The organism is Streptomyces sp. NPDC102467, assembly GCF_044765445.1.
Taxonomy (GTDB): Bacteria; Actinomycetota; Actinomycetes; order Streptomycetales; family Streptomycetaceae; genus Streptomyces.
The window spans coordinates 95,403-113,339 of record NZ_JBIWKA010000020.1 but is presented as its reverse complement, the minus strand read 5'-3'; the positions used below and the strand labels follow the sequence as shown (position 1 = coordinate 113,339).

Genomic DNA, 17,937 nt, shown 5'->3' with positions numbered 1-17,937 from the left:
TCGTCGGGGCCGTGTTCGGGGAGCCGTGCGGGCTCAGGCGGCGCGGCTCCACGCCACCAGCCGGGGCACGCACCGCTCGGCGAACTCCTCGTAGTCGCCAGGGGTGTTGTAGACGTGTGCGGAGAGCCGGAGATAGCCGACCCCGTCGAAGGACGTGAAAGCGGTCTCCGCGCCCAGTTCCTGTGCGGCCCGGTCACGCAGCACATCACTCGGGACCCGTTCGGGGCCGAGTTCGTCGGGCAGTCGTACCAGGCGTAGCGCCGGCGCAGGGGTGCCGACCGCCGGCACCGCGTCCTGTCCGGTGTGCCGGGCGAACGCGTCCGCGACGGTGTGCTGCCCGTAGTCGGCGAGCGCGCTCAGATATCCGCGGACCGTCTCCCACCCCCACGTCCGCTCGACGAAGGACAGCGCGGCCGGGGCCGCGAGCCAGGCGGAGGTGTCCTGGGTACCGGTGTGATCGAAGCGTGCGGGAAAAGGCAGTTGGGCGCCCCAGGAGTCGATCAGCGGGTACAGGGCCGCGCGCAGGGGGCCGCGCGCGACGAGGGCGGAGGTGCCGCGCGGTGTGCAGGCGAACTTGTGCAGATTGCCGGTCCAGAAGTCGCAGTCGAGACCGGACAGCGGCGCGGCCAGCATGCCGGGGGCGTGCGCGCCGTCCACCAGGAACGGGATACCGCGCCGTCGGGCGAGCTCCGCGATCCGCCCGACCGGCAGCAGTCGGCCGGTCGACGACGTGATCTGGTCGAGCAGGATCAGCGCGGTGCGATCGCCGACCTGTTCGGCCACAGCCGTGAACGCCTCGTCCGCGTCGGCCGCGAGAGGGATGTGCACGGTCCGCACCCGCCCGCCGCAGCGCAGGGCCGTACGCTGCGCGGCCATGGTGACCGCGCCGTATGCATGATCGGTGACCAGGATCTCGGCCCCGGGCGGCAGAGTGAGCGAAGCGAGGACGGTGCTGACTCCGGCGCTCGCGTTCGGCACGAGGGCCAGATCGTCGGCGTCCACACGCAAGAACGCGGCGAGTTCGGTGCGGACCGCGGCGATCCGCCGCGGCTGAGCCGGGAACCACACCACCGGCGCCCGCTCGGCCCGCTCCCGCAGCCGGTCCTGCTCCCGCTGCGCCGCCACCGGCACCGCACCGAACGAACCGTGGTTGAGATGCAGCAGCTCCGGGTCGAGCGACCAGGCATCCACGGCAGGCCGGCCATCGGGCAGGGACAAGGGTTCCGGTGGGGCGACAGCCAGGCCCGTACTCATGCGACTCCTAGGAAGGAACTACCCAAGACGTATGACGACACGCGTCATCCTGACATGAGCGTCGCTGCGATTGAAGGGCTTCTTTCCCGAGTTTTCAGGGAAGTTGTCTGACGACATCGGTGAGGCTCGGCGTTGCCCTCCTCAAGACATCAGATGACTTGCTAGGGTCGCATCAGCCGAAGCACGCATGACGGAGCACGGGCCGCGGGCCGTGGGGGCGCGGGCCGGGACGGATCGGGGGGAGCGGACCATGTCCGCAGTGGAGAGGGCCTTTCACGGCCTGCGGCACATGATCGCCGACGGGCGGCTGACAGCCGGTGCGCGCATGCCGCCCGAGGCGGACCTGTGCGCCGAACTCGGCGTCTCCCGCGGCCCGTTGCGGGAGGCCGTGCGGATGCTCGCCGCACTGCGCGTGGTCGAACCGCGCCATGGCTCGGGCACCTACGTCTCTGCGCTGCGGCCCGAGGACATCATCGGCAGCCTCTCCCTCACCGTGGACCTGCTGCCGCTGCCCGGCCTGCTCGAGGTCTACGAGCTGCGCCGGGTCCTGGAGGCGCACGCCGCCTCGCAGGCCGCCGCGAAAGTGGGCGCAGAAGCGTTGGAGCGCATGAACGCCCACCTCGCGGCAATGGAGGCCACGGATGACCCGGCGGAAGTCTCCGACCTCGACCACCGGTTCCACTCGGAGGTCGCGCGTGTCGCGGGCAACCCGGCGCTGGAGTCACTGCTCACCGTGTTCCGCACCCGCTCGCGCCGCCACCAGATCTTCACGTTGCCCGAGGGCCCGGACATCAAGCGGGTCAGCGACGCGGGCCACCGTGAGATCGTCGGAGCGATCGGCCGCCACGACCCGATGGCGGCCGCGTCGGCCGCCGCGGCGCACATCGCGCATTCGGAGAAGTGGCTGCGCCACCTCCTGGACCAGGAGCGACAGGTCTGACCGAAGGCTCGTTCCCGGCGGGTTCGACGATCTGGGCACGGCTGCTCGTCGGCGAGCCCACCGGGCACCGCCGCCCCCGTGACCCCCGAATCCGCCGTTCAGCTGGAAGGACGCGCCGCCTTGCCATACGAGAAAGACAAGCAGAGAGAACTTTTCCTTCGGCAGTCCCGCGTACGGGGAATGATGCTGGGTCTGGCGCTCGGGGACACGGTGGGAGGGGCCCGGGGCGGGTTGCCTGCCGGGGGGCCGCTGCGGGCCGGCGTCAGCACACAACTGGCCTGTTTCACCGCGGAGGGCGTCATCCGCGCCCAGGTGCGCGGGAACCACAAGGGGATCTGCTACGCGCCGGGGGTGGTCCTGCACGCCTACTGCAGGTGGGCCCACCTGCAGGGCATCGAGCGGGAGAGGATGCAGCGGCGCTGGAACGAGTACGGCACCTCGGTGTGGCCGGACGGCTGGCTCGCGGGCGTACCCGCGCTGGCCGAGCGGCGCGGCAGCGCGCCGGCCACGGTGGCGGCCCTCTCCCGGATCGAGAAGGGGGGGGAGGAGCGGAGGGCCACCTCGAGCCGGGGCTGTCACGCGCTGACCCGGAGCCTTCCCGTCGCGGTAGCAGGACAGGGAGGGATCTCCCAGGCCGGGGCGCTGGCCGCGATCACGCACGGCGACCCGGCAGCGCAAGCCGCCACCGTGCACGCGAGCGTGCTGACCCACCACTGTCTGACCCACCCCCTTCCGGAAGGCACCACCCCGTACAACTTGTCCGCCCGGTCCGGCGAGTCCGTCCGGAAGGCGCTGCACGCGGGCCTCACCGCCCTGCCCGCCATGAGCCGGCCCCTCGGCGACGACGAACACGGCCGTCTGGCAACGGCGTTCCGGCACGCGGTCGACGAGCCGGTGGACGCAGGACGCCTGGCACGGCTCGCGCCGGATGCCACCGCGCCCTCGGCCTTGCTGGGCGGCCTCTATACAGCGGCCGCGTTCCCCGACCGCGCCGCCTTCCGGGCCGCGCTGGAGTTCGCGGCGGGTGCCCCTGACGGCGAGTCGGTCGCCTGTGTCACCGGCGCGCTTCTCGGCGCGGTCCATGGGGTAGAGGCCCTACCGCTCGACCTGGTGAGCCGGCACGAACTGGCCTGGGTCCTGGACACTCTGGCCCGCGACCTCGTGCTGGAATTCGACGACTCGCCCAGCGGCAGCGAGTACATCGAGGGGTGGGACCCCTGCTGGTGGAACCGCTACCCCGGCTGGTGACGCCCGCCGACCGGCCCCTCGGCGGTCGGGCCCGTCCCGGCCCGGGTGAGGAGACCCCAGCCCGGCCCGGTCCGCCGTCGACGTCAGGCAGCTGTGCGGAGTTGGGGTGTGGTCGGGCCGCGCACGTGGCCGACGGTCGGTGCTGGCACGGACCGGCGCGAGCAAGGTCGCGATCGTCAACCACTCGATGGGCGGGCTGGTCAGCCAGTACTACCTGAAGGTGCTGGGCGGCAACACCGGCGTCAGCCACCTCGCCTCGATCGCGGGGGCCAACCACGGCACCACCTACGCCGGTGCCTGTCTGATCTACACGACCTGCCAGCAGATGTACCCGGGCTCCTCGTTCATCTCCCAGATCTCCTCCGGCGACGAGACGCCCGGCTCCACCAAGTACGCCACCTGGTACTCGGCGTGCGACGGCATCATCATTCCCTACACGAGCACCCGACTCGACGGCGCGACCAACAACAACGTGGTCTGCCCGACCCACATCGGTTATCTGACGGACACCGTCGTTCTCGGGCAGATCGCCCGCTTCGTCGCTTCCTGATCGCCGTCAGGCAGTCAGGCAGCCAGGCGGTCAGGCCCTGAGGCTGTCAGGCTGTCAGGCCGTCAGAAACTCGTGCTTCGCCAGCGGACGGTCGACGATGCGGATCTCACCGATGTTGCCGTGGAAGACGATGTCGATCGCACCCGCGTATTCGTGGCCTCCCACGAGCCACGGCAGGCCGAGCGAGGTGAGCCCGTTCGACACCCGCTTCGGGTCGTCGGCGACAGGAGCACCGTTGACGTACAGCTTCGCGTAGCGGCCGTCGCTGACCACAGCGATGTGCCACCACCGAAGTTCGGCCAGGCCGTGACTCCAGTTGGTGGTCGGGTAGGTGTTGTTCAGCGGGTAGTGGTTGAACTGCACCTCACGGCCGTTGTTGGTGATGGCGAGCTGGGCCAGGGGTTCGCTGGGGTCGGTGTTCTTGCCCTGCTTCCCGGCGCTTCCCGCCGCCCCTCGCCGGCTGAGTACTGATGCGTTTCCGTTCCGGCCGGCGTCCCAGTCCAGCGGGATCCGTACGAACGTCTCGATCGTGTAACCCCCCTTGAACGTCTGCCTGTTGAGGGGTGCTGTCGCACTGGTTGCCATGTAAGAGCCGGTTGCGGGGTTCCTGCCACCGGTGAAGCTCAGGCTGCCGTGCCCGGGCTGGTCGGGGTGGTGGTCGCCGGACCAGGTCAGCGCGTCTGCGGCGGTGCCGGGCAGCGTCACCACCGACAGATCGTTGCCCTTGCCGGTGAGGTCGTGGATCGTCCGGCCTTGAGCGAGCGGGGTTCCGGGCGTGCCCTGGCCGTCGAAACGCCAGTACGCCTGCGTTCCCTTGACCAGTACGCGGCCGGCCGGGCGGGCTGGACGAGCAGGGACGGGGATGAAGCCGGAGAAGCGCTTCTCGAAGTCGATCGGGATGGAGAAGTTGTCGACAGGGCCGGTGATGCGGGCGTGCTCCGCGGCCAACTCGGTTCGGGACTCCGGTGCTTGAGCGAGGATCCAAGGATTGAGCGTCTCGACGTCGATCGTGTTGCGGGCCAGATCGAAGTGGTACAGCCGGATCATGCCGCCGCCGCCGAAGAAGCGGTTCTGGTAGTTGGCGATATGCAGGGACACGTCGTTGCCGTGCGCGTTCTTCTTGGTCGTGCGCCCGGAAGGCCAGTAGTGGCCGTTGAGGGTCAGGAAGATCTGATCGTTTTCCTTGATCAGTCGGTCCCATATGGTCTGGCCGTGCTCCGACAGTGCGGCGTTGTTCTCGGGGTCGCCGGACTCGTACGGGAAAACGTTGTCATCGTAGTCGGAGTAGACGATGTCGTGCGAGGTCAGAATCACCGGCATCCCAGGATGCGCCTTGATGAACTCGTCGGCCCAGGTGAAGCCCTGGTCGGTGGTTCGCCAGTCCAGGGCCAGGACCAGCCAGGACCGCCCGGCTGCCCGGAAGATGTGCGCGGTGTTGTAACCGGTTCGGTCCGAGCCGGCGAAGGTCTTCGAGTGCCTGAACCGCTGGGGCCCGAGCGTGCGCAGGTACGGCGTGTCCCCGCGTGTGTCATCACCGCTCACGTCGTGGTTTCCGGCGAGCACGCTGTACGCGGCACCCCGCGAATCCAGCACGTCGAAGGCCTTGTCTATCTGCTGGAACGACGACGCGTCGGCGTCCTGCGACAGGTCGCCGAGGTGGGACATGAAAACGATGTTGTTGTCGGCGACGCCGCTGTTGTTGATGATGTAGCGGAAGGACTCCTCCTGAGGTGTCCGGTTGACGCTGTCCTGACTTCCCCAGTACAGGTACTGGGTGTCCGGCATGACAGCGAAGGTGAACTGCAGCGCGGTCGGATCCGGGGTCCATCTCCCGAGTTCGCCCTGCGGTGAGGTTTCCGCCGCGGATGCCGGTGTCGCGCCGAGCACCAATGAGCCGGCGCCTGCGGCTGCCGCGCAGGCCCCCGCCAGCGCGGCATTGCGCAGGAAGCCCCGACGGTCGTGACCGGCGGGGTGGTGGGGCGATGTGTTCTCGTCAACGCACATGGACGTGCTCCCTAGGCGGTGGTGGCGGTTGTGGTGGTGGTTCAAACCGCAACGACGTTATGCAGGGGCGGTCCGGCGTAGGGGGACGGGAGATGTCGAACGCGCGGCAAGTGCCTGACCGCTACGGGAAGTACGAACGTTCCGCGCGATGCCCGTGCCGGGCACGCCGAACGGAGCAAGCGACCGACGGCGTCGACCTTGCCGAGCAGGACGACACGATCCGGCGCTCCGTCATCGGGCGAAACCGTCCCCGCGTTCCGACCGGCCCCAACGTGCCGTCGTCAACACAGGCGAACACTGCCGGACCCGGCACTAGCCCGACCGAGTCCTCTTTCCGCCCACCCTCCCTCGGCCGGCGCGTCCGCATGACCGGTGCGAGCGATCAGACGATGTGGTGGCAGGTGTGGTGTGTCGGCCGGACGCGTCGGCATCGGGCAGATACGCGAGCGAGGGATTTCACGATGCCGGAACTGTTCGTCGACGGGGAGTGGACCGGTGCCCAGGGGGCCCGGCGGGGCGGCGCCGACCCGTCCGACGGAGGGCTGCGGCACGTCGCGGTCCACCCCGCCGTGCCGCCCACCGACCCGATGGTCACCGTGCCGCTCGCCGCCGAACGTGCGGCGGGTGTCGTCAACACCCGGTCGGCCCCGCAGCCGCTGGTAGCGGAAGGACAGAGCCGGTGACCGTTCCCACGACGCCGGACGGCGCCGCCGGGACGGGCCCCGGGGAGACGAAGTCGGAGTTCCGCAAGGAGATGGGGCCGTGGGCGAACTTCGCCCTCGGCTTCACCTACCTCTCGCCCGTCGTGAGCACCTACACCCTCTTCGGCACGGCTCTCGCCGACGGCGGCCCGCCGATGATCTGGGCCTTCGTCATGGCGGGCTGCGGGCAGTTCCTCGTCGCCCTGGTCTTCGGCGAGGTCGTCGCGCAGTACCCGGTCGCGGGCGGGGTCTACCCGTGGGCCCGGCGGCTGTGGGGCAAGCGCTGGGCCTGGATGACCGGGTGGGTCTACATGTGGGCGCTGCTCGTCACCATCACCAGCGTCGCGTACGGCGCCGGGCCCTACATCGCGATGCTGCTCGGGTTCCGCCCCACCGTGCACACCACCGTGCTGTGCACGATCGCGCTCATCGCCATCGCCATGCTGATCAACTACGCGGGTACGAAGGCCCTTTCGTGGGCGGCGTTGATCGGTTTCGGCGCGGAGCTGATCGGCGCCCTAGTCGTCGGCATCATCTTGTTGGTCACGCACCGCTTCCACGGCCTCGGCGTCCTCTTCGACGACTTCGGCGCCTCCGGCGACGGCTCCTACCTGCCCGTCTTCCTGGGGGCGGCCATCATCGGCTTCTACCAGTACTACGGCTTCGAAGCCTGCGGCGACGTCGCTGAGGAGGTGGAGCACCCCGGCAAGGTGATCCCCAAGGCGATGCGCCGCACCATCTACGTCGGCGGGGCGGCCGCCACCTTCACCTGCCTGACGCTGCTGCTGGCCGTCGTCGACTACCGAGCCGTGATCTCGGGGGAGGACAGCGACCCTGTGGTCAGGATCCTCTTCGACGCCCTCGGCGAGGCGGGCGCACGCATCGTGATGGCCGTCGTCCTCATCTCCTTCCTGTCCTGCACGATCAGCCTGCAGGCCGCGGCGGGCCGGTTGATCTACTCCTACGCCCGCGACGAGATGATCGCCGGGCACCGTCTGCTGCGGAAGTTCTCGCCGTCGCGTGCGGTGCCCCCGTACGCGCTGCTGGTCGCCGCGGTCATCCCGGCGCTGATCGCCGTCGGATCGCTGATCTCGGCAGACGCCCTGACCAACATCGTGTCCTTCGCGATCCTCGGAATCTACGCGGCCTTCCAGATGGTCGTCCTGGCCGCGCTGCGAGCCCGCGTCAAGGGCTGGAGGCCGAGCGGCGAGTACCGGCTGGGCCGGTGGGGCATGCTGGTCAACATCGGTGCACTGGCCTACGGGATCTTCGCCATCGTCAACATCGCCTGGCCGCGTACCCCCGAGACCGCCTGGTACGACAACTGGATCGTGCTGCTCAGCGGCGGCGTCGTGGTGGCCGTGGGGCTCCTGTACATGTTCACCACGCACCACTACGGACGTAGTGACGCCCCCTCGGACAGCGCGGTACCCGACTAGGGCCCCGGTCGGGGCCCCGCCACGTCCCCCAGGAACGCCGCGCCTCAGTTGAGTGGCTTGTCCAGTACGGCCTTGCGGTGGCTGAACGTCTCCAACGAGTAGCGGCCGTGGTACCGGCCCATACCGCTCTCGCCCACCCCTCCGAACGGCAGGTCGGACACGGTGAGATGGGCCACCGGCAGCCCGATTCCGACGCCGCCCGATGAGGTCTCCGCGATCAGCCGGTCGCGGGTCGCCCCAGACTGCGTGAACGCGTAGAGCGCCAACGGCTTGTCGCGGTCGTTGATGAACGCGATGGCCTCGTCGAGGCCATCGACCTCGACGATCGGCAGGATCGGCCCGAAGATTTCCTCGGCCATGACCGGTGAGTCCGGCGTCACTTCGGCGAGCACGGTAGGGGCGAGGTACCGGCTCGCACGGTCGTGCTCGCCGCCGACCACCACGCGGCCGGAGTCGAGAAGGCCCGTCAGCCGGTCGAAGTGCCGGTCGTTGACGATCCTGCCGTAGCCGGACGTCTGGGCCGGATCGGCACCGAAGGTCTCGTGCACGGCCTTCTCCAGCGCACCCTCCAGCTCGCGCGCGGTCTCCGGGTCGGTCAGGACGTAGTCCGGGGCGACGCAGGTCTGCCCGGCATTGAGGAACTTCGTGGACACCAGCCGGGCGGCCACCGTCGCGAGGTCCGTGTCCCGGTCGACGAACGCCGGCGATTTTCCGCCGAGCTCCAGGGTGACGGGGGTCAGGTGCTCGGCGGCGGCACGCATCACGATGCGGCCCACGGTGCCGTTGCCGGTGTAGAAGATGTGGTCGAAGTGCTGCTCCAGCAGGGCGGTGGTCTCGGGTACGGCGCCCTCCACCACGGCCAGCGCGTCGCTGTCGACGAAGCGCGGCAGGAGGTCGGCGATGACGCGGGAGGTGGCCGGAGCCAGCTCGCTGGGCTTGGCCACGACGCAGTTGCCCGCGGCGAGCGCACCGACCACCGGGGCGAGCAGCAGCTGCGCCGGGTAGTTCCACGGAGCGATGACCAGCACCACGCCCAGGGGGTCCTGCACGGTCCAGGCCGTGGCTCCCGAGCCGAGCCGCTCGGGAACCTCGACGGGCTCGGGTCGCAGCCAGCCGGCCAGCCGCTCCACGGTGTGGTCGATCTCGCGCACGGTGAAGTCGATCTCGGTGCGGAACGCTTCGGCCCGGCCCTTGCCCAGGTCCGCCAGGAGCGCGGCGGCGAGCTCCTGGCCGTGCTCGGTCAGCATGGCCCGCAGGCCGCGCAGCTGCTCGGTACGCCAGGAGAGGGGCTTGGTGCGCCCGGTGCGAAAGGTGGTGCGCAACCGGGTGACGACGTCGGCGGGGTGTTCAACGGTGGACTGCACCATGGCTCCTGTACGGGGTGGGTGTGGGGCGCGCACAGGTGGGGCCTGCGCATATGTGTATATTCCAACAATTGGACGGGGCGAGTTCTTCCCGTCTTCCCGATTCCGCACGCTGCGTAACGACCCCCGCACCTCGGCGCGTCCGCCCGTTAAGTCCAATAATTGCCGATATGCATGATCCATGACCGTATTGGTCCTGGCCCACTTCGTCGTCGCCCTCTGCGCCGCCCCGCTCATCCGCCGAGCGGGCCCGCGCGGCTTCCTCGTCCTCGCGTTGCCGCCCGCCGCCGCCCTCGCCTGGGCCCTGTGCCAGTGGGGCGCGGTGACGGGCGGCGGGGCGCGCACCGAGTCGTGGACGTGGATCGAGGCGTACGACGTCCACGTGGCGTTCCGGCTCGACGCGCTCGCGCTGCTCATGGTGCTGCTCGCCGCCGGCGTCGGGGCGCTGGTGCTGCTGTACTGCGTGCGCTACTTCGCCCCAGGGACACGGCAGTTGGGGTCGTTCGGCGGGAACCTGCTCGGATTCGCCGGGGCGATGCTCGGGCTCGTCCTCGCCGACGACCTGATGATTCTCTACCTCTTCTGGGAACTGACGACCGTCCTGTCGTTCCTCCTGATCGGGTACAACAGCGAGAAGCGGGCGAGCCGCCGCTCCGCGCTCCAGGCGCTGACGGTGACATCGGTCGGCGGGCTCGCCATGTTCGTCGGGCTGCTGATGCTGGGACACGCGGCGGGCACGTACCGGATCTCCCGGATCCTGGAAACGCCGCCCGCCGCGAGCGACACGCTCTCGGCCGCTCTCGTGCTGATCCTCGTGGGGGCGCTCGCCAAGTCGGCGATCTGGCCGCTGAGCATGTGGCTGCCGAACGCGATGGCCGCGCCCACCCCCGTCAGCGCCTATCTGCACGCGGCCGCGATGGTGAAAGCCGGGGTGTACCTCATCGCGCGGCTCGCCCCCGCGTTCGCCGACGTCACACCGTGGCGGCCGCTGCTCCTCACTCTCGGCACCGCGACGATGCTGCTCGGCGGCTGGCGGGCGCTGCGTCTGAACGACCTCAAGCTCGTTCTCGCGTACGGCACCGTCAGCCAACTCGGCTTCCTGGTCGTGCTCGCGGGGGACGGCACGTACAACACCGGGCTCGCCGCCGCCGCGATGATCCTCGGCCACGCGCTGTTCAAGGCGCCGCTGTTCCTGGTGACCGGGATCGTCGACCACGCGGCCGGGACGCGCGATCTGCGGCGGCTCTCCGGTGTGGGACGGGCGCTGCCCTGGGTGTGCGGCGTCGCCGTCGTCGCGGCGTCCTCGATGATCGCGCTGGTGCCGCTGCTCGGTTTCGTCGCGAAGGAGGCGGCGTTCGAGGCACTGCTGCACGGAACGGTCGCCGAGCGGTGGGTGCTCGCCCTGATCGTCGTCGGCTCCGCGCTCACCACCGCGTACACCCTGCGCTTCTTGTGGGGCGCCTTCGCCCGCAAACCGGGCCTCGACGACACCACGGTGCACCGCGTCGGCCCCGCCTTCCTCGCACCGCCCGCCCTGCTCTCCCTCGGCTGCCTCCTGCTCGGCCCCGGGGTCGGATGGGCGGCGCCCCTCTTCGAGGCGTACGCCGCGCAGTACACCGCCCCGGCGCACCCCTACCACCTGGCGCTGTGGCACGGGTTCGGGGCCGCGCTCTGGCTGTCCGCCCTCGCCTGGGCGGGCGGCGTCGCGCTGTTCCTCGGCCGGGACGGCGTCGTCCGCCTGGGCCGGCGGCTCGCCTGGCCCAAGGCGGACGAGGCCTTCGGCCGCACCGTGCTCGGCCTGGAACGGTCCGCCCTCCAGGTCACGGGCTCCGTACAGAAGGGCTCGCTGCCCGTCTACGTCGCCACCCTCCTCGGCGTCGTGCTCGCCGGGCTCCTCGCGGTCCTGGTCACGGACCGGCCCTGGGGCCACGCGCCCGCACCCCGCGCCTGGGACACCCCCTGGCAGGCCGCGGTCGGCGCGCTCACCTGCGCGTGCGCCCTGATGTGCCTGGCCGTGCAGCGCCGCATGAAGGCGGCGGTGTTCGCGGGCCTCACCGGATACGGCACGGCGCTCCTGTACGTCGTGCAGGGCGCACCCGACCTGGCGCTCACGCAGTTCGGCGTCGAGACCGTCTCGACCGTGGTCCTGGTCCTCGTCATGCGGCGCCTCCCGGTGAACTTCGGAGAGGCCGTGCGGTCGTGGCGCCGGACGGCCGCGATGCTGCTCGCGTTCGGCAGCGCCGCCGCGATCGCCTGCGCGGTGTGGCTGGCGGCGAGCGCCAGGACCGCGGGTCCGGCCGGGGCGGCGATGACGGAGGAGACCGCGCACCACGGTCTCAAGGACGTCGTCGCGACGATCCTGGTCGACTTCCGCGCCTGGGACACGATGGGCGAGTCAGCTGTCCTCGCGGTCGCCGTCCTGGGCGTCACGAGCCTGCTGTACGTCCACCGCAGACAGGGCCCCACGCCCGGCCGGCCCGGTGCGCCGCCCGCCCTGCCCGGCGGGGTGACGGCCTGGTCCCTGGCCTCGCGGGCCATCCGGGTGCCGGACGCGTACACGCAGACCGCGCCGGAACGCAGCTGGCTGACAGCGGGGGACACCCTCGCGCCCGAGCACCGCTCCGTCGTCCTCGAAGTGATCGCCCGGCTCGTCTTCCACCCGATCCTGATGCTGTCGGTGTACCTGCTGCTGTGCGCCGAGAACCTGCCGGGCGGCGGCTTCGTCGGCGGCCTCGTCGCGGGGGTGGCCCTGATGATCCGCTACCTCGCCGGCGGCCGCCACGAGCTGGACGCGGCGGCCCCGGTCCACCCCGGTTTCTTCACCGGGCTCGGCCTCGCCCTGTCCACGGGCGTCGCGCTCCTCGGCCTCGCCGACGGGACGGTGCTGCACGCCTGGACGTGGCACGGACACCTGCCGCTGATCGGTGACTGGCACATGGGCACCGCCATCCTCTTCGACCTCGGCGTGTACCTGCTCGTCCTCGGGGCGGTCCTCGACGTGATCCGCGCCCTCGGCTCGAAGATCGACCAGCACACGGAACACCGCGCCGGGCTCGCGCTCGCCGGAGACGGTGCGGAGGGGGCCCGGTGACCGTCAGCCTGACCCTGCTCGTCTGCGCCGTCGTCCTGACCGCGGTCGGCGGAATCCTCCTCCACACCCGCAGCCTGACCCGCGTCCTCATCGGGGTCATCGTCTGCGGCAACGGCATCAACCTGTTCGTCCTCACCACCACCGGCCGCGCCGGGGCCCCGCCGCTGCTGTACCCCGGCGTCGCCCACGCGCGGGTCACCGACCCGCTGCCCCAGGCCATCGCTCTGACCGCCGTCGTCATCACGCTCGCCACCACGGCGTTCGTACTCGCGATGGCGTACCGCAGCGGCCAGCTGACCGGCTCGGACTTCGTGCCGGACGACGTCGAGGACCGGCGCGTCGTGCTGCGCGCGGAGATCGCCGAGGAGCGCGCCGAACTGCGCGAGCTGCACCGTGACGAAGGCCCCCGCGCCTGGCGCGAGGAACGCCGCGAACAGCGCCGCCGGCTCCGTGCCGACCGCGCCTTCCAGGCCCGCGCCCGGGACGCCACCGGCGATCTGTGGGACGACATCCTCGGCGCGGACCCGCCCCCGCCCCCCACCCCCGCACGGCAGGAGAACGACCCCCGGTGAACGCCCTCGTCCCGCTGCCCGTCGTGCTGCCGCTCACCGCGTGCGGCCTGAGCATGTTCATCGGACCCCGGCTGCGGCTGCTGCACCGGATCATCGGCATCGGCGTGCTCGCCGCCGTGCTCGTCGTCGACCTCGTGCTGCTCGTCGAGGCCGACCGCACCGGGCCGCTCGTCGTCCACCTCGGCGACTTCGCCCCGCCGCTCGGCGTCACCCTGGTCGCCGACCGGCTCGCCGCGCTCATGCTGACCGTCTCCGGCGCCGTCACCCTCATCGTGCTGGTGTACGCGCTCGGCCAGGACATGGCCGACCGCGAGGAGAGCGCCCCGATCGCCGTCTTCCACCCGGCCTACCTGGTCCTGGTCTCCGGCGTCTCGCTCACCTTCCTCGCCGGCGACCTCGTGAACCTCTACGTCGGCTTCGAGATCATGCTGATGGCCAGCTTCGTCCTCCTCACCCTGGGCGGCACCGAACCGCGCCTGCGGGCCGGTTCGACGTACGTCGTCGTCTCCCTCGTCTCGTCCCTGGTGTTCCTCGCGGGCATCGCCGTCGCCTACGCCGCCACGGGCACCGCCAACTTCGCCCAGCTCACCGTCCGGCTGCAGGAAGTCCCGCTGGGCGTAAGGACGTTGATCGAGGTACTGCTGCTCACCGTGTTCGGCGTCAAGGCCGCCGCCTTCCCGGTCGCCGCCTGGCTGCCCGACTCCTACCCGACCGCGCCCGCCCCCGTGACGGCCGTCTTCGCGGGGCTGCTCACCAAGGTCGGGGTGTACTCGATACTGCGCGCCGAGACCCTGCTGTTCCCCGGCAACCGCATCTCCGCCCTGCTGATGGTCATTGCGTTCGCGTCCCTGCTGATCGGCATCCTCGGCGCCGTCGCCCAGACCGACCTCAAACGGCTTCTCTCGTTCACCCTCGTCAGCCACATCGGCTTCATGCTGTACGGGATCGCGCTCGGCAGCCGGGGCGGCATCGGCGGCGCCATCGTCTACACGGCACACCACATCACCGTACAGACGACCCTGTTCCTCGCCGCCGGATTGCTTGAAAGGCGCTACGGCACAACGGAGTTGACACGCCTCGGCGGCGTCGCCCGCGCCGCGCCACTGCTGGCCGCGCTCTGGTTCGTACCCGCCATGAATCTCGCCGGCATCCCGCCCCTGTCCGGCTTCCTCGGCAAGCTCGGCCTGATGCGGGCCGGTGCGGCGGACGGCGGGACCGACGCGTACCTCCTGCTCGGCGCCTGCGCCGTCGCCAGCGTGCTGACGTTGTACGTGACGGTCAAGGTGTGGAACCTGGCGTTCTGGCGGGCCGCGCCTGCGCAACTTCCCTTGGAGGGAGCCGTGTTGGAAGACGCGGACGACACTGATGAATCCGTCGGCGCCGACGCCGGTGGCTGCTCCGTGGCGGTCGCCTGTGTCCGCACCACCGCCCGGGTGCCGCGCGTGATGACCGCGGCCACCGCCTGCGCCGTTCTCCTCGGTCTCTCCTACACCGTGCTCGCGACCCCGCTGACCGGCCTTGCCGACCGCTCGGCCGCCGAACTCCTGGCCAGGACCCCGTACGTGGAGGCGGTGCTCGGCCAGTGAGACCTCCCGCTTCGAAAGTCCGCACGCGCCGTCTCGACCCGCCGCTGATCGCCTGGCTCACGGTGATCTGGATGCTGCTCTGGTCGGGGCCCACCTGGGGCAACCTGTTCAGCGGCATCGTCGTGGCCGTCGTCCTGTGCCTGGTCTTCCCTCTACCGAGTGTCGAACTCGCGCTGCGCCTACGCCCGTTGGGCATCCTGCGGCTCGCCGGATACCTGGTGTACGACATGGTGGCGTCCAGCCTGTCGGTGTCGCGGCACGCGCTGAGCGGTGGGCGCCGGCCCGCCGCGGTGATCGCCGTTCAACTGCGCTGCCGCACCGACCTGATGATCGCCGCGACCGCGGTCGCCGTCTCCTGCGTGCCGGGCGGCGCCCTCGTCGAGGTGAACGGTTCGACCGCCACCCTGTACCTGCACATGTCCGACGCCGACGACGCCGCCACCGTGCACCGGACCCGGAACGACGTGTGGCGCCTGGAAACCCTCGTCGTACGGGCCTTCGGCACCCGCGCCGAGACCGAGCGCGTCGCCGTGGACCCGGGCCCCGTGCCTCCCGCACCTTCCGAAGGAAAGGATCACCGGCCGTGACCTCTGTGGACGGCATCCTGCTCGACGCCGCACTCGCGGTGATTCTGCTCGCGGGCGCCCTGCTGCTGATCCGTATCTGGCGTGGCCCGTCCATGCTCGACCGCGCCGTGGGCGTCGATGTCGCGGCGGCCCTGATGATCGCCGGGATCGGCGTGCAAGCGGCGTCCACCCGGACCCGCTACTACCTGTCGATCATGCTCGTGGTCGCCTTCCTCGGCTTCACCAGCTCGGTCGGCATCGCCCGCTTCATCGCCGTACGCGACCGCCCCACCGCGCCCACACCCGAGGAGCGCCCGTGACCAACTGGCACCAGGCGGCCGACCTCGCCGGAGCGGCCCTGCTGCTCGTCGGGGCCCTGGTCTGCCTGACCGGCGTCCTCGGACTGCTGCGACTGCCCGACGTCCTCACCCGCAGCAGCGCAGCCACCAACCCGCAGACCCTGGGCATCCTCCTGCTCACCGCTGGCGTCGCGCTGCGCCTGCGCTCCTGGGTCGACCTGGGAACCCTTGCCCTCGTCGTCTTCTTCCAGCTGCTGACCAGCCCCGTCGCCGCACACCTGGTGGCACGCGTCGCCTACCGAACGGGGCAGACCGGCGACGGCGCCCTGCTCTTCGACGAACTCGCCGAGTCGGACGCGCTCCGGGTGAACCGCGACACGGGCCTCTGACCCACGCCTCCTCAGTGACCTGGGGGCCGGGCGCCGAAAGGGTTGGTGTGCGGGGCCGACGGAACCGGGTACCGTCTTTGTCATGTTCTTCCAGACACCGATGTACGAGTGAGAGCGTGACGGGCCCCCGCTGACGTCCTCGGACGTCGCCGCCCGTCACCCACCGACGAATCCGTAGATCACTTCACATCACCACCGGGAGAACCCGTGACCGTGAGCAAGAACATCAACAATCCCGTGGGCCAGGGCGGCGGCCAGCGCAAGAGGCAGTCCCGCGCCGAACGGCAGAACAACGGCCCGCACCGCAACCTCGACCGCCAGAGCGCAGCCGACCAGAAGGCGGAGCTGCTGCGCAAGATGCGCGAGAAGGCAGCCGAGGGCGCCGGGCAGGCGGGCGACGACACCGCACGGAGCTGACGCACTGCCCCGTGCGGTGCCGGATCCTTCGTGGCAGGCCCTGTCAGGTGCGGGTCCAGCGTTGGTTGCTGCCGTTCGAGCAGGAGTAGAGCTGGATCAGGGTGCCGTTGGCGGTGCCGGCCGCGGCGGCGTCGAGGCAGAGGCCGGACTGGACGCCGACGATGGATCCGTCGGAGTTGAGGCGCCATTTCTGGTTGTCGGCGCCCCAGCAGCTGTAGATCTGGACCTTGGTGCCGTTGCCGGTGCCGGCGGCGTCCAGGCATTTGTCGCCGTAGACCCTCAGTTCACCGGCGGTGGTGTACGTCCACTGCTGGTTGGTGCCGCTGGAACAGTCCCACAGCTGGAGCTGGGTGCCGTCGGTGGTGCTGGAGCTGGGGACGTCCAGGCAGCGGCCCGAGCCGGCGCCCTTGACCTGTCCGCCGCCGTCCGAAGGGGGCGTAGTGGAACCACCGTTGAGTGCGTTGAGGACGGCGGTGTACGCGGCCTTCTTGCTGCCGTCGCCGTTGAACAGCAGCGGCGTGTCCTGCGAGCGCCAGGAGTCGGTGTCCCGCACACCCCAGACGGTGATGCCGAGGCAGCGGGCGACGGCCAGGCAGTCGTTGGTCACGTTGGCGTAGGTCGCGGCAGAGGCGCCCTGGATGTCGAGTTCGGTGATGGCCACGTCGACGCCGAGGGCGGCGAAGTTCTGCAGGGTGGTGCGGAAGTTGCTGTTGTAGGGGCTGCCGCTGTTGAAGTGCGACTGGAAGCCGACGCAGTCGATCGGCACGCCGCGCTGTTTGAAGTCCTTGACCATGTTGTACATGGCTTGGGTCTTGGCCCAGGTCCAGTTCTCGACGTTGTAGTCGTTGTAGCAGAGCTTGGCGGCCGGGTCGGCGGCGCGGGCGGTGCGGAAGGCGACCTCGATCCAGTCGTTGCCGGTGCGCTGCAGGTTGGAGTCGCGCCGGGCCCCCGAACTGCCGTCGGCGAAGGCCTCGTTGACCACGTCCCACTGGGCGATCTTGCCCTTGTAGTGGGCCATCACACCGTTGATGTGGCCGATCATCGCCTGGCGCAGCGAGCTGCCGCTGAGGCTCTGCATCCATCCGGGCTGCTGGGAGTGCCAGGCCAGGGTGTGGCCGCGGACCTGCTTGCCGTTCTGCACCGCCCAGTTGTAGACGCGGTCCCCGGCGGTGAAGTTGAACTGGCCCTGCTGTGGTTCGGTGGCGTCGATCTTCATCTCGTTCTCGGGCGTCACCATGTTGAACTCACGGCCGGCGATCGTGGTGTACGCCGAGTCGCCCAGCTTGCCCGAGGCGATGGCGGTGCCGAAGTAGCGACCACTCTGTGCCGCCGCGGCGCCGAGCGTGCTCTGGGCCGCACTCTCGCCGGCGTGGGCGGTCGGCGACGCGCCCGGTGCGGCGACCGCGCCGAGGACACCGACGACCAGCGCTATCAGCAGACCCCCGAACTTCCGGCGGACGGTGGGCGGGGTGATGGCATGCGAGGACATGACTGTGCCTCCAGGGTAGGAATCGGGG

15 protein-coding genes and 1 pseudogene are annotated in these 17,937 nt (G+C 70.5%); 12 read left to right on the top strand and 4 right to left on the bottom strand.

Features of this window, described 5'->3' with window-relative positions:
- Positions 1–33 precede the first annotated feature (33 nt).
- Positions 34–1,254 (bottom strand): aminotransferase class V-fold PLP-dependent enzyme, encoded by a 1,221-nt coding sequence (locus tag ACIREE_RS35110; RefSeq protein ID WP_404161618.1) that lies wholly within the window; start codon positions 1,252–1,254, stop codon positions 34–36.
- 250 nt (positions 1,255–1,504) lie between these two features.
- Between ACIREE_RS35110 and ACIREE_RS35105 the strand changes: the two genes are divergently transcribed.
- The 3 genes and pseudogenes from ACIREE_RS35105 to ACIREE_RS35095 all read left to right on the top strand — a co-directional run.
- The gene (locus ACIREE_RS35105; RefSeq protein ID WP_404161615.1) at positions 1,505–2,194 is read left to right on the top strand and encodes a FadR/GntR family transcriptional regulator; all 690 of its coding nucleotides are present in this window, start codon (positions 1,505–1,507) and stop codon (positions 2,192–2,194) included.
- Between the two features lie 120 nt (positions 2,195–2,314).
- Positions 2,315–3,442: an ADP-ribosylglycohydrolase family protein gene (locus ACIREE_RS35100; protein WP_404161612.1), complete on the top strand. Its 1,128-nt coding sequence runs from the start codon at positions 2,315–2,317 to the stop codon at positions 3,440–3,442.
- Positions 3,443–3,581: 139 nt separating this feature from the next.
- Positions 3,582–3,992, top strand: a pseudogene (locus tag ACIREE_RS35095) (lipase family alpha/beta hydrolase); the annotation flags it as partial.
- A gap of 54 nt (positions 3,993–4,046) precedes the next feature.
- Here ACIREE_RS35095 and ACIREE_RS35090 read toward each other — a convergent pair.
- Positions 4,047–5,996, bottom strand: a complete 1,950-nt coding sequence (locus tag ACIREE_RS35090) for a LamG-like jellyroll fold domain-containing protein (protein ID WP_404161610.1) — start codon at positions 5,994–5,996, stop codon at positions 4,047–4,049.
- 461 nt (positions 5,997–6,457) lie between these two features.
- On the opposite strand from ACIREE_RS35090, the gene ACIREE_RS35085 reads away from it, so the two are divergent.
- The gene (locus ACIREE_RS35085; protein ID WP_404161607.1) at positions 6,458–6,679 is read left to right on the top strand and encodes a hypothetical protein; all 222 of its coding nucleotides are present in this window, start codon (positions 6,458–6,460) and stop codon (positions 6,677–6,679) included.
- The gene (locus ACIREE_RS35080; RefSeq protein WP_404161604.1) at positions 6,676–8,136 is read left to right on the top strand and encodes an APC family permease; all 1,461 of its coding nucleotides are present in this window, start codon (positions 6,676–6,678) and stop codon (positions 8,134–8,136) included. The genes ACIREE_RS35085 and ACIREE_RS35080 overlap by 4 nt, the downstream gene beginning before the upstream one ends.
- Before the next feature lie 44 nt (positions 8,137–8,180).
- Here the strand turns inward: ACIREE_RS35080 and ACIREE_RS35075 are convergent, their stop codons facing one another.
- The gene (locus ACIREE_RS35075) at positions 8,181–9,503 is read right to left on the bottom strand and encodes an aldehyde dehydrogenase family protein (RefSeq protein WP_404161601.1); all 1,323 of its coding nucleotides are present in this window, start codon (positions 9,501–9,503) and stop codon (positions 8,181–8,183) included.
- Positions 9,504–9,681: 178 nt separating this feature from the next.
- On the opposite strand from ACIREE_RS35075, the gene ACIREE_RS35070 reads away from it, so the two are divergent.
- The 7 genes from ACIREE_RS35070 to ACIREE_RS35040 all read left to right on the top strand — a co-directional run bounded on the left by ACIREE_RS35070 (position 9,682) and on the right by ACIREE_RS35040 (position 16,420).
- Positions 9,682–12,591, top strand: a complete 2,910-nt coding sequence (locus ACIREE_RS35070) for a Na+/H+ antiporter subunit A (protein ID WP_404161598.1) — start codon at positions 9,682–9,684, stop codon at positions 12,589–12,591.
- The gene (locus ACIREE_RS35065) at positions 12,588–13,163 is read left to right on the top strand and encodes a Na(+)/H(+) antiporter subunit C (RefSeq protein WP_404161595.1); all 576 of its coding nucleotides are present in this window, start codon (positions 12,588–12,590) and stop codon (positions 13,161–13,163) included. Before ACIREE_RS35070 ends, ACIREE_RS35065 begins: the two co-directional genes overlap by 4 nt.
- Entirely contained in the window at positions 13,160–14,749 is a 1,590-nt protein-coding gene (locus tag ACIREE_RS35060; protein ID WP_404161592.1) for a Na+/H+ antiporter subunit D, read from the top strand. Before ACIREE_RS35065 ends, ACIREE_RS35060 begins: the two co-directional genes overlap by 4 nt.
- Complete coding sequence (locus ACIREE_RS35055) at positions 14,746–15,336, top strand: Na+/H+ antiporter subunit E (protein ID WP_404161590.1); 591 nt, start codon at positions 14,746–14,748, stop codon at positions 15,334–15,336. The genes ACIREE_RS35060 and ACIREE_RS35055 overlap by 4 nt, the downstream gene beginning before the upstream one ends.
- Positions 15,333–15,635 carry a monovalent cation/H+ antiporter complex subunit F gene (locus ACIREE_RS35050; protein WP_404161587.1) on the top strand — a complete coding sequence of 101 codons (303 nt, stop codon included), beginning with the start codon at positions 15,333–15,335 and terminating at the stop codon, positions 15,633–15,635. The genes ACIREE_RS35055 and ACIREE_RS35050 overlap by 4 nt, the downstream gene beginning before the upstream one ends.
- Positions 15,632–16,003: a monovalent cation/H(+) antiporter subunit G gene (gene mnhG, locus ACIREE_RS35045; RefSeq protein WP_404161584.1), complete on the top strand. Its 372-nt coding sequence runs from the start codon at positions 15,632–15,634 to the stop codon at positions 16,001–16,003. Before ACIREE_RS35050 ends, mnhG begins: the two co-directional genes overlap by 4 nt.
- Before the next feature lie 207 nt (positions 16,004–16,210).
- Positions 16,211–16,420: a DUF6243 family protein gene (locus ACIREE_RS35040; RefSeq protein ID WP_404161581.1), complete on the top strand. Its 210-nt coding sequence runs from the start codon at positions 16,211–16,213 to the stop codon at positions 16,418–16,420.
- A 43-nt stretch (positions 16,421–16,463) separates the two neighbouring features.
- Here ACIREE_RS35040 and ACIREE_RS35035 read toward each other — a convergent pair whose 3' ends face one another.
- Positions 16,464–17,909 carry an endo-1,4-beta-xylanase gene (locus tag ACIREE_RS35035; RefSeq protein WP_404161578.1) on the bottom strand — a complete coding sequence of 482 codons (1,446 nt, stop codon included), beginning with the start codon at positions 17,907–17,909 and terminating at the stop codon, positions 16,464–16,466.
- Positions 17,910–17,937 lie beyond the last annotated feature (28 nt).

What these genes read in the sequence shown, in the direction of transcription:
- ACIREE_RS35070 (WP_404161598.1), top strand. Translation starts at nt 9,682, where the DNA reads ATGACCGTATTGGTCCTGGCCCACTTCGTCGTCGCCCTCTGCGCCGCC.
- ACIREE_RS35035 (WP_404161578.1), bottom strand. Translation starts at nt 17,909, where the DNA reads ATGTCCTCGCATGCCATCACCCCGCCCACCGTCCGCCGGAAGTTCGGG.
- ACIREE_RS35090 (WP_404161610.1), bottom strand. Translation starts at nt 5,996, where the DNA reads ATGTGCGTTGACGAGAACACATCGCCCCACCACCCCGCCGGTCACGAC.
- ACIREE_RS35085 (WP_404161607.1), top strand. Translation starts at nt 6,458, where the DNA reads ATGCCGGAACTGTTCGTCGACGGGGAGTGGACCGGTGCCCAGGGGGCC.
- ACIREE_RS35110 (WP_404161618.1), bottom strand. Translation starts at nt 1,254, where the DNA reads ATGAGTACGGGCCTGGCTGTCGCCCCACCGGAACCCTTGTCCCTGCCC.
- ACIREE_RS35075 (WP_404161601.1), bottom strand. Translation starts at nt 9,503, where the DNA reads ATGGTGCAGTCCACCGTTGAACACCCCGCCGACGTCGTCACCCGGTTG.
- ACIREE_RS35105 (WP_404161615.1), top strand. Translation starts at nt 1,505, where the DNA reads ATGTCCGCAGTGGAGAGGGCCTTTCACGGCCTGCGGCACATGATCGCC.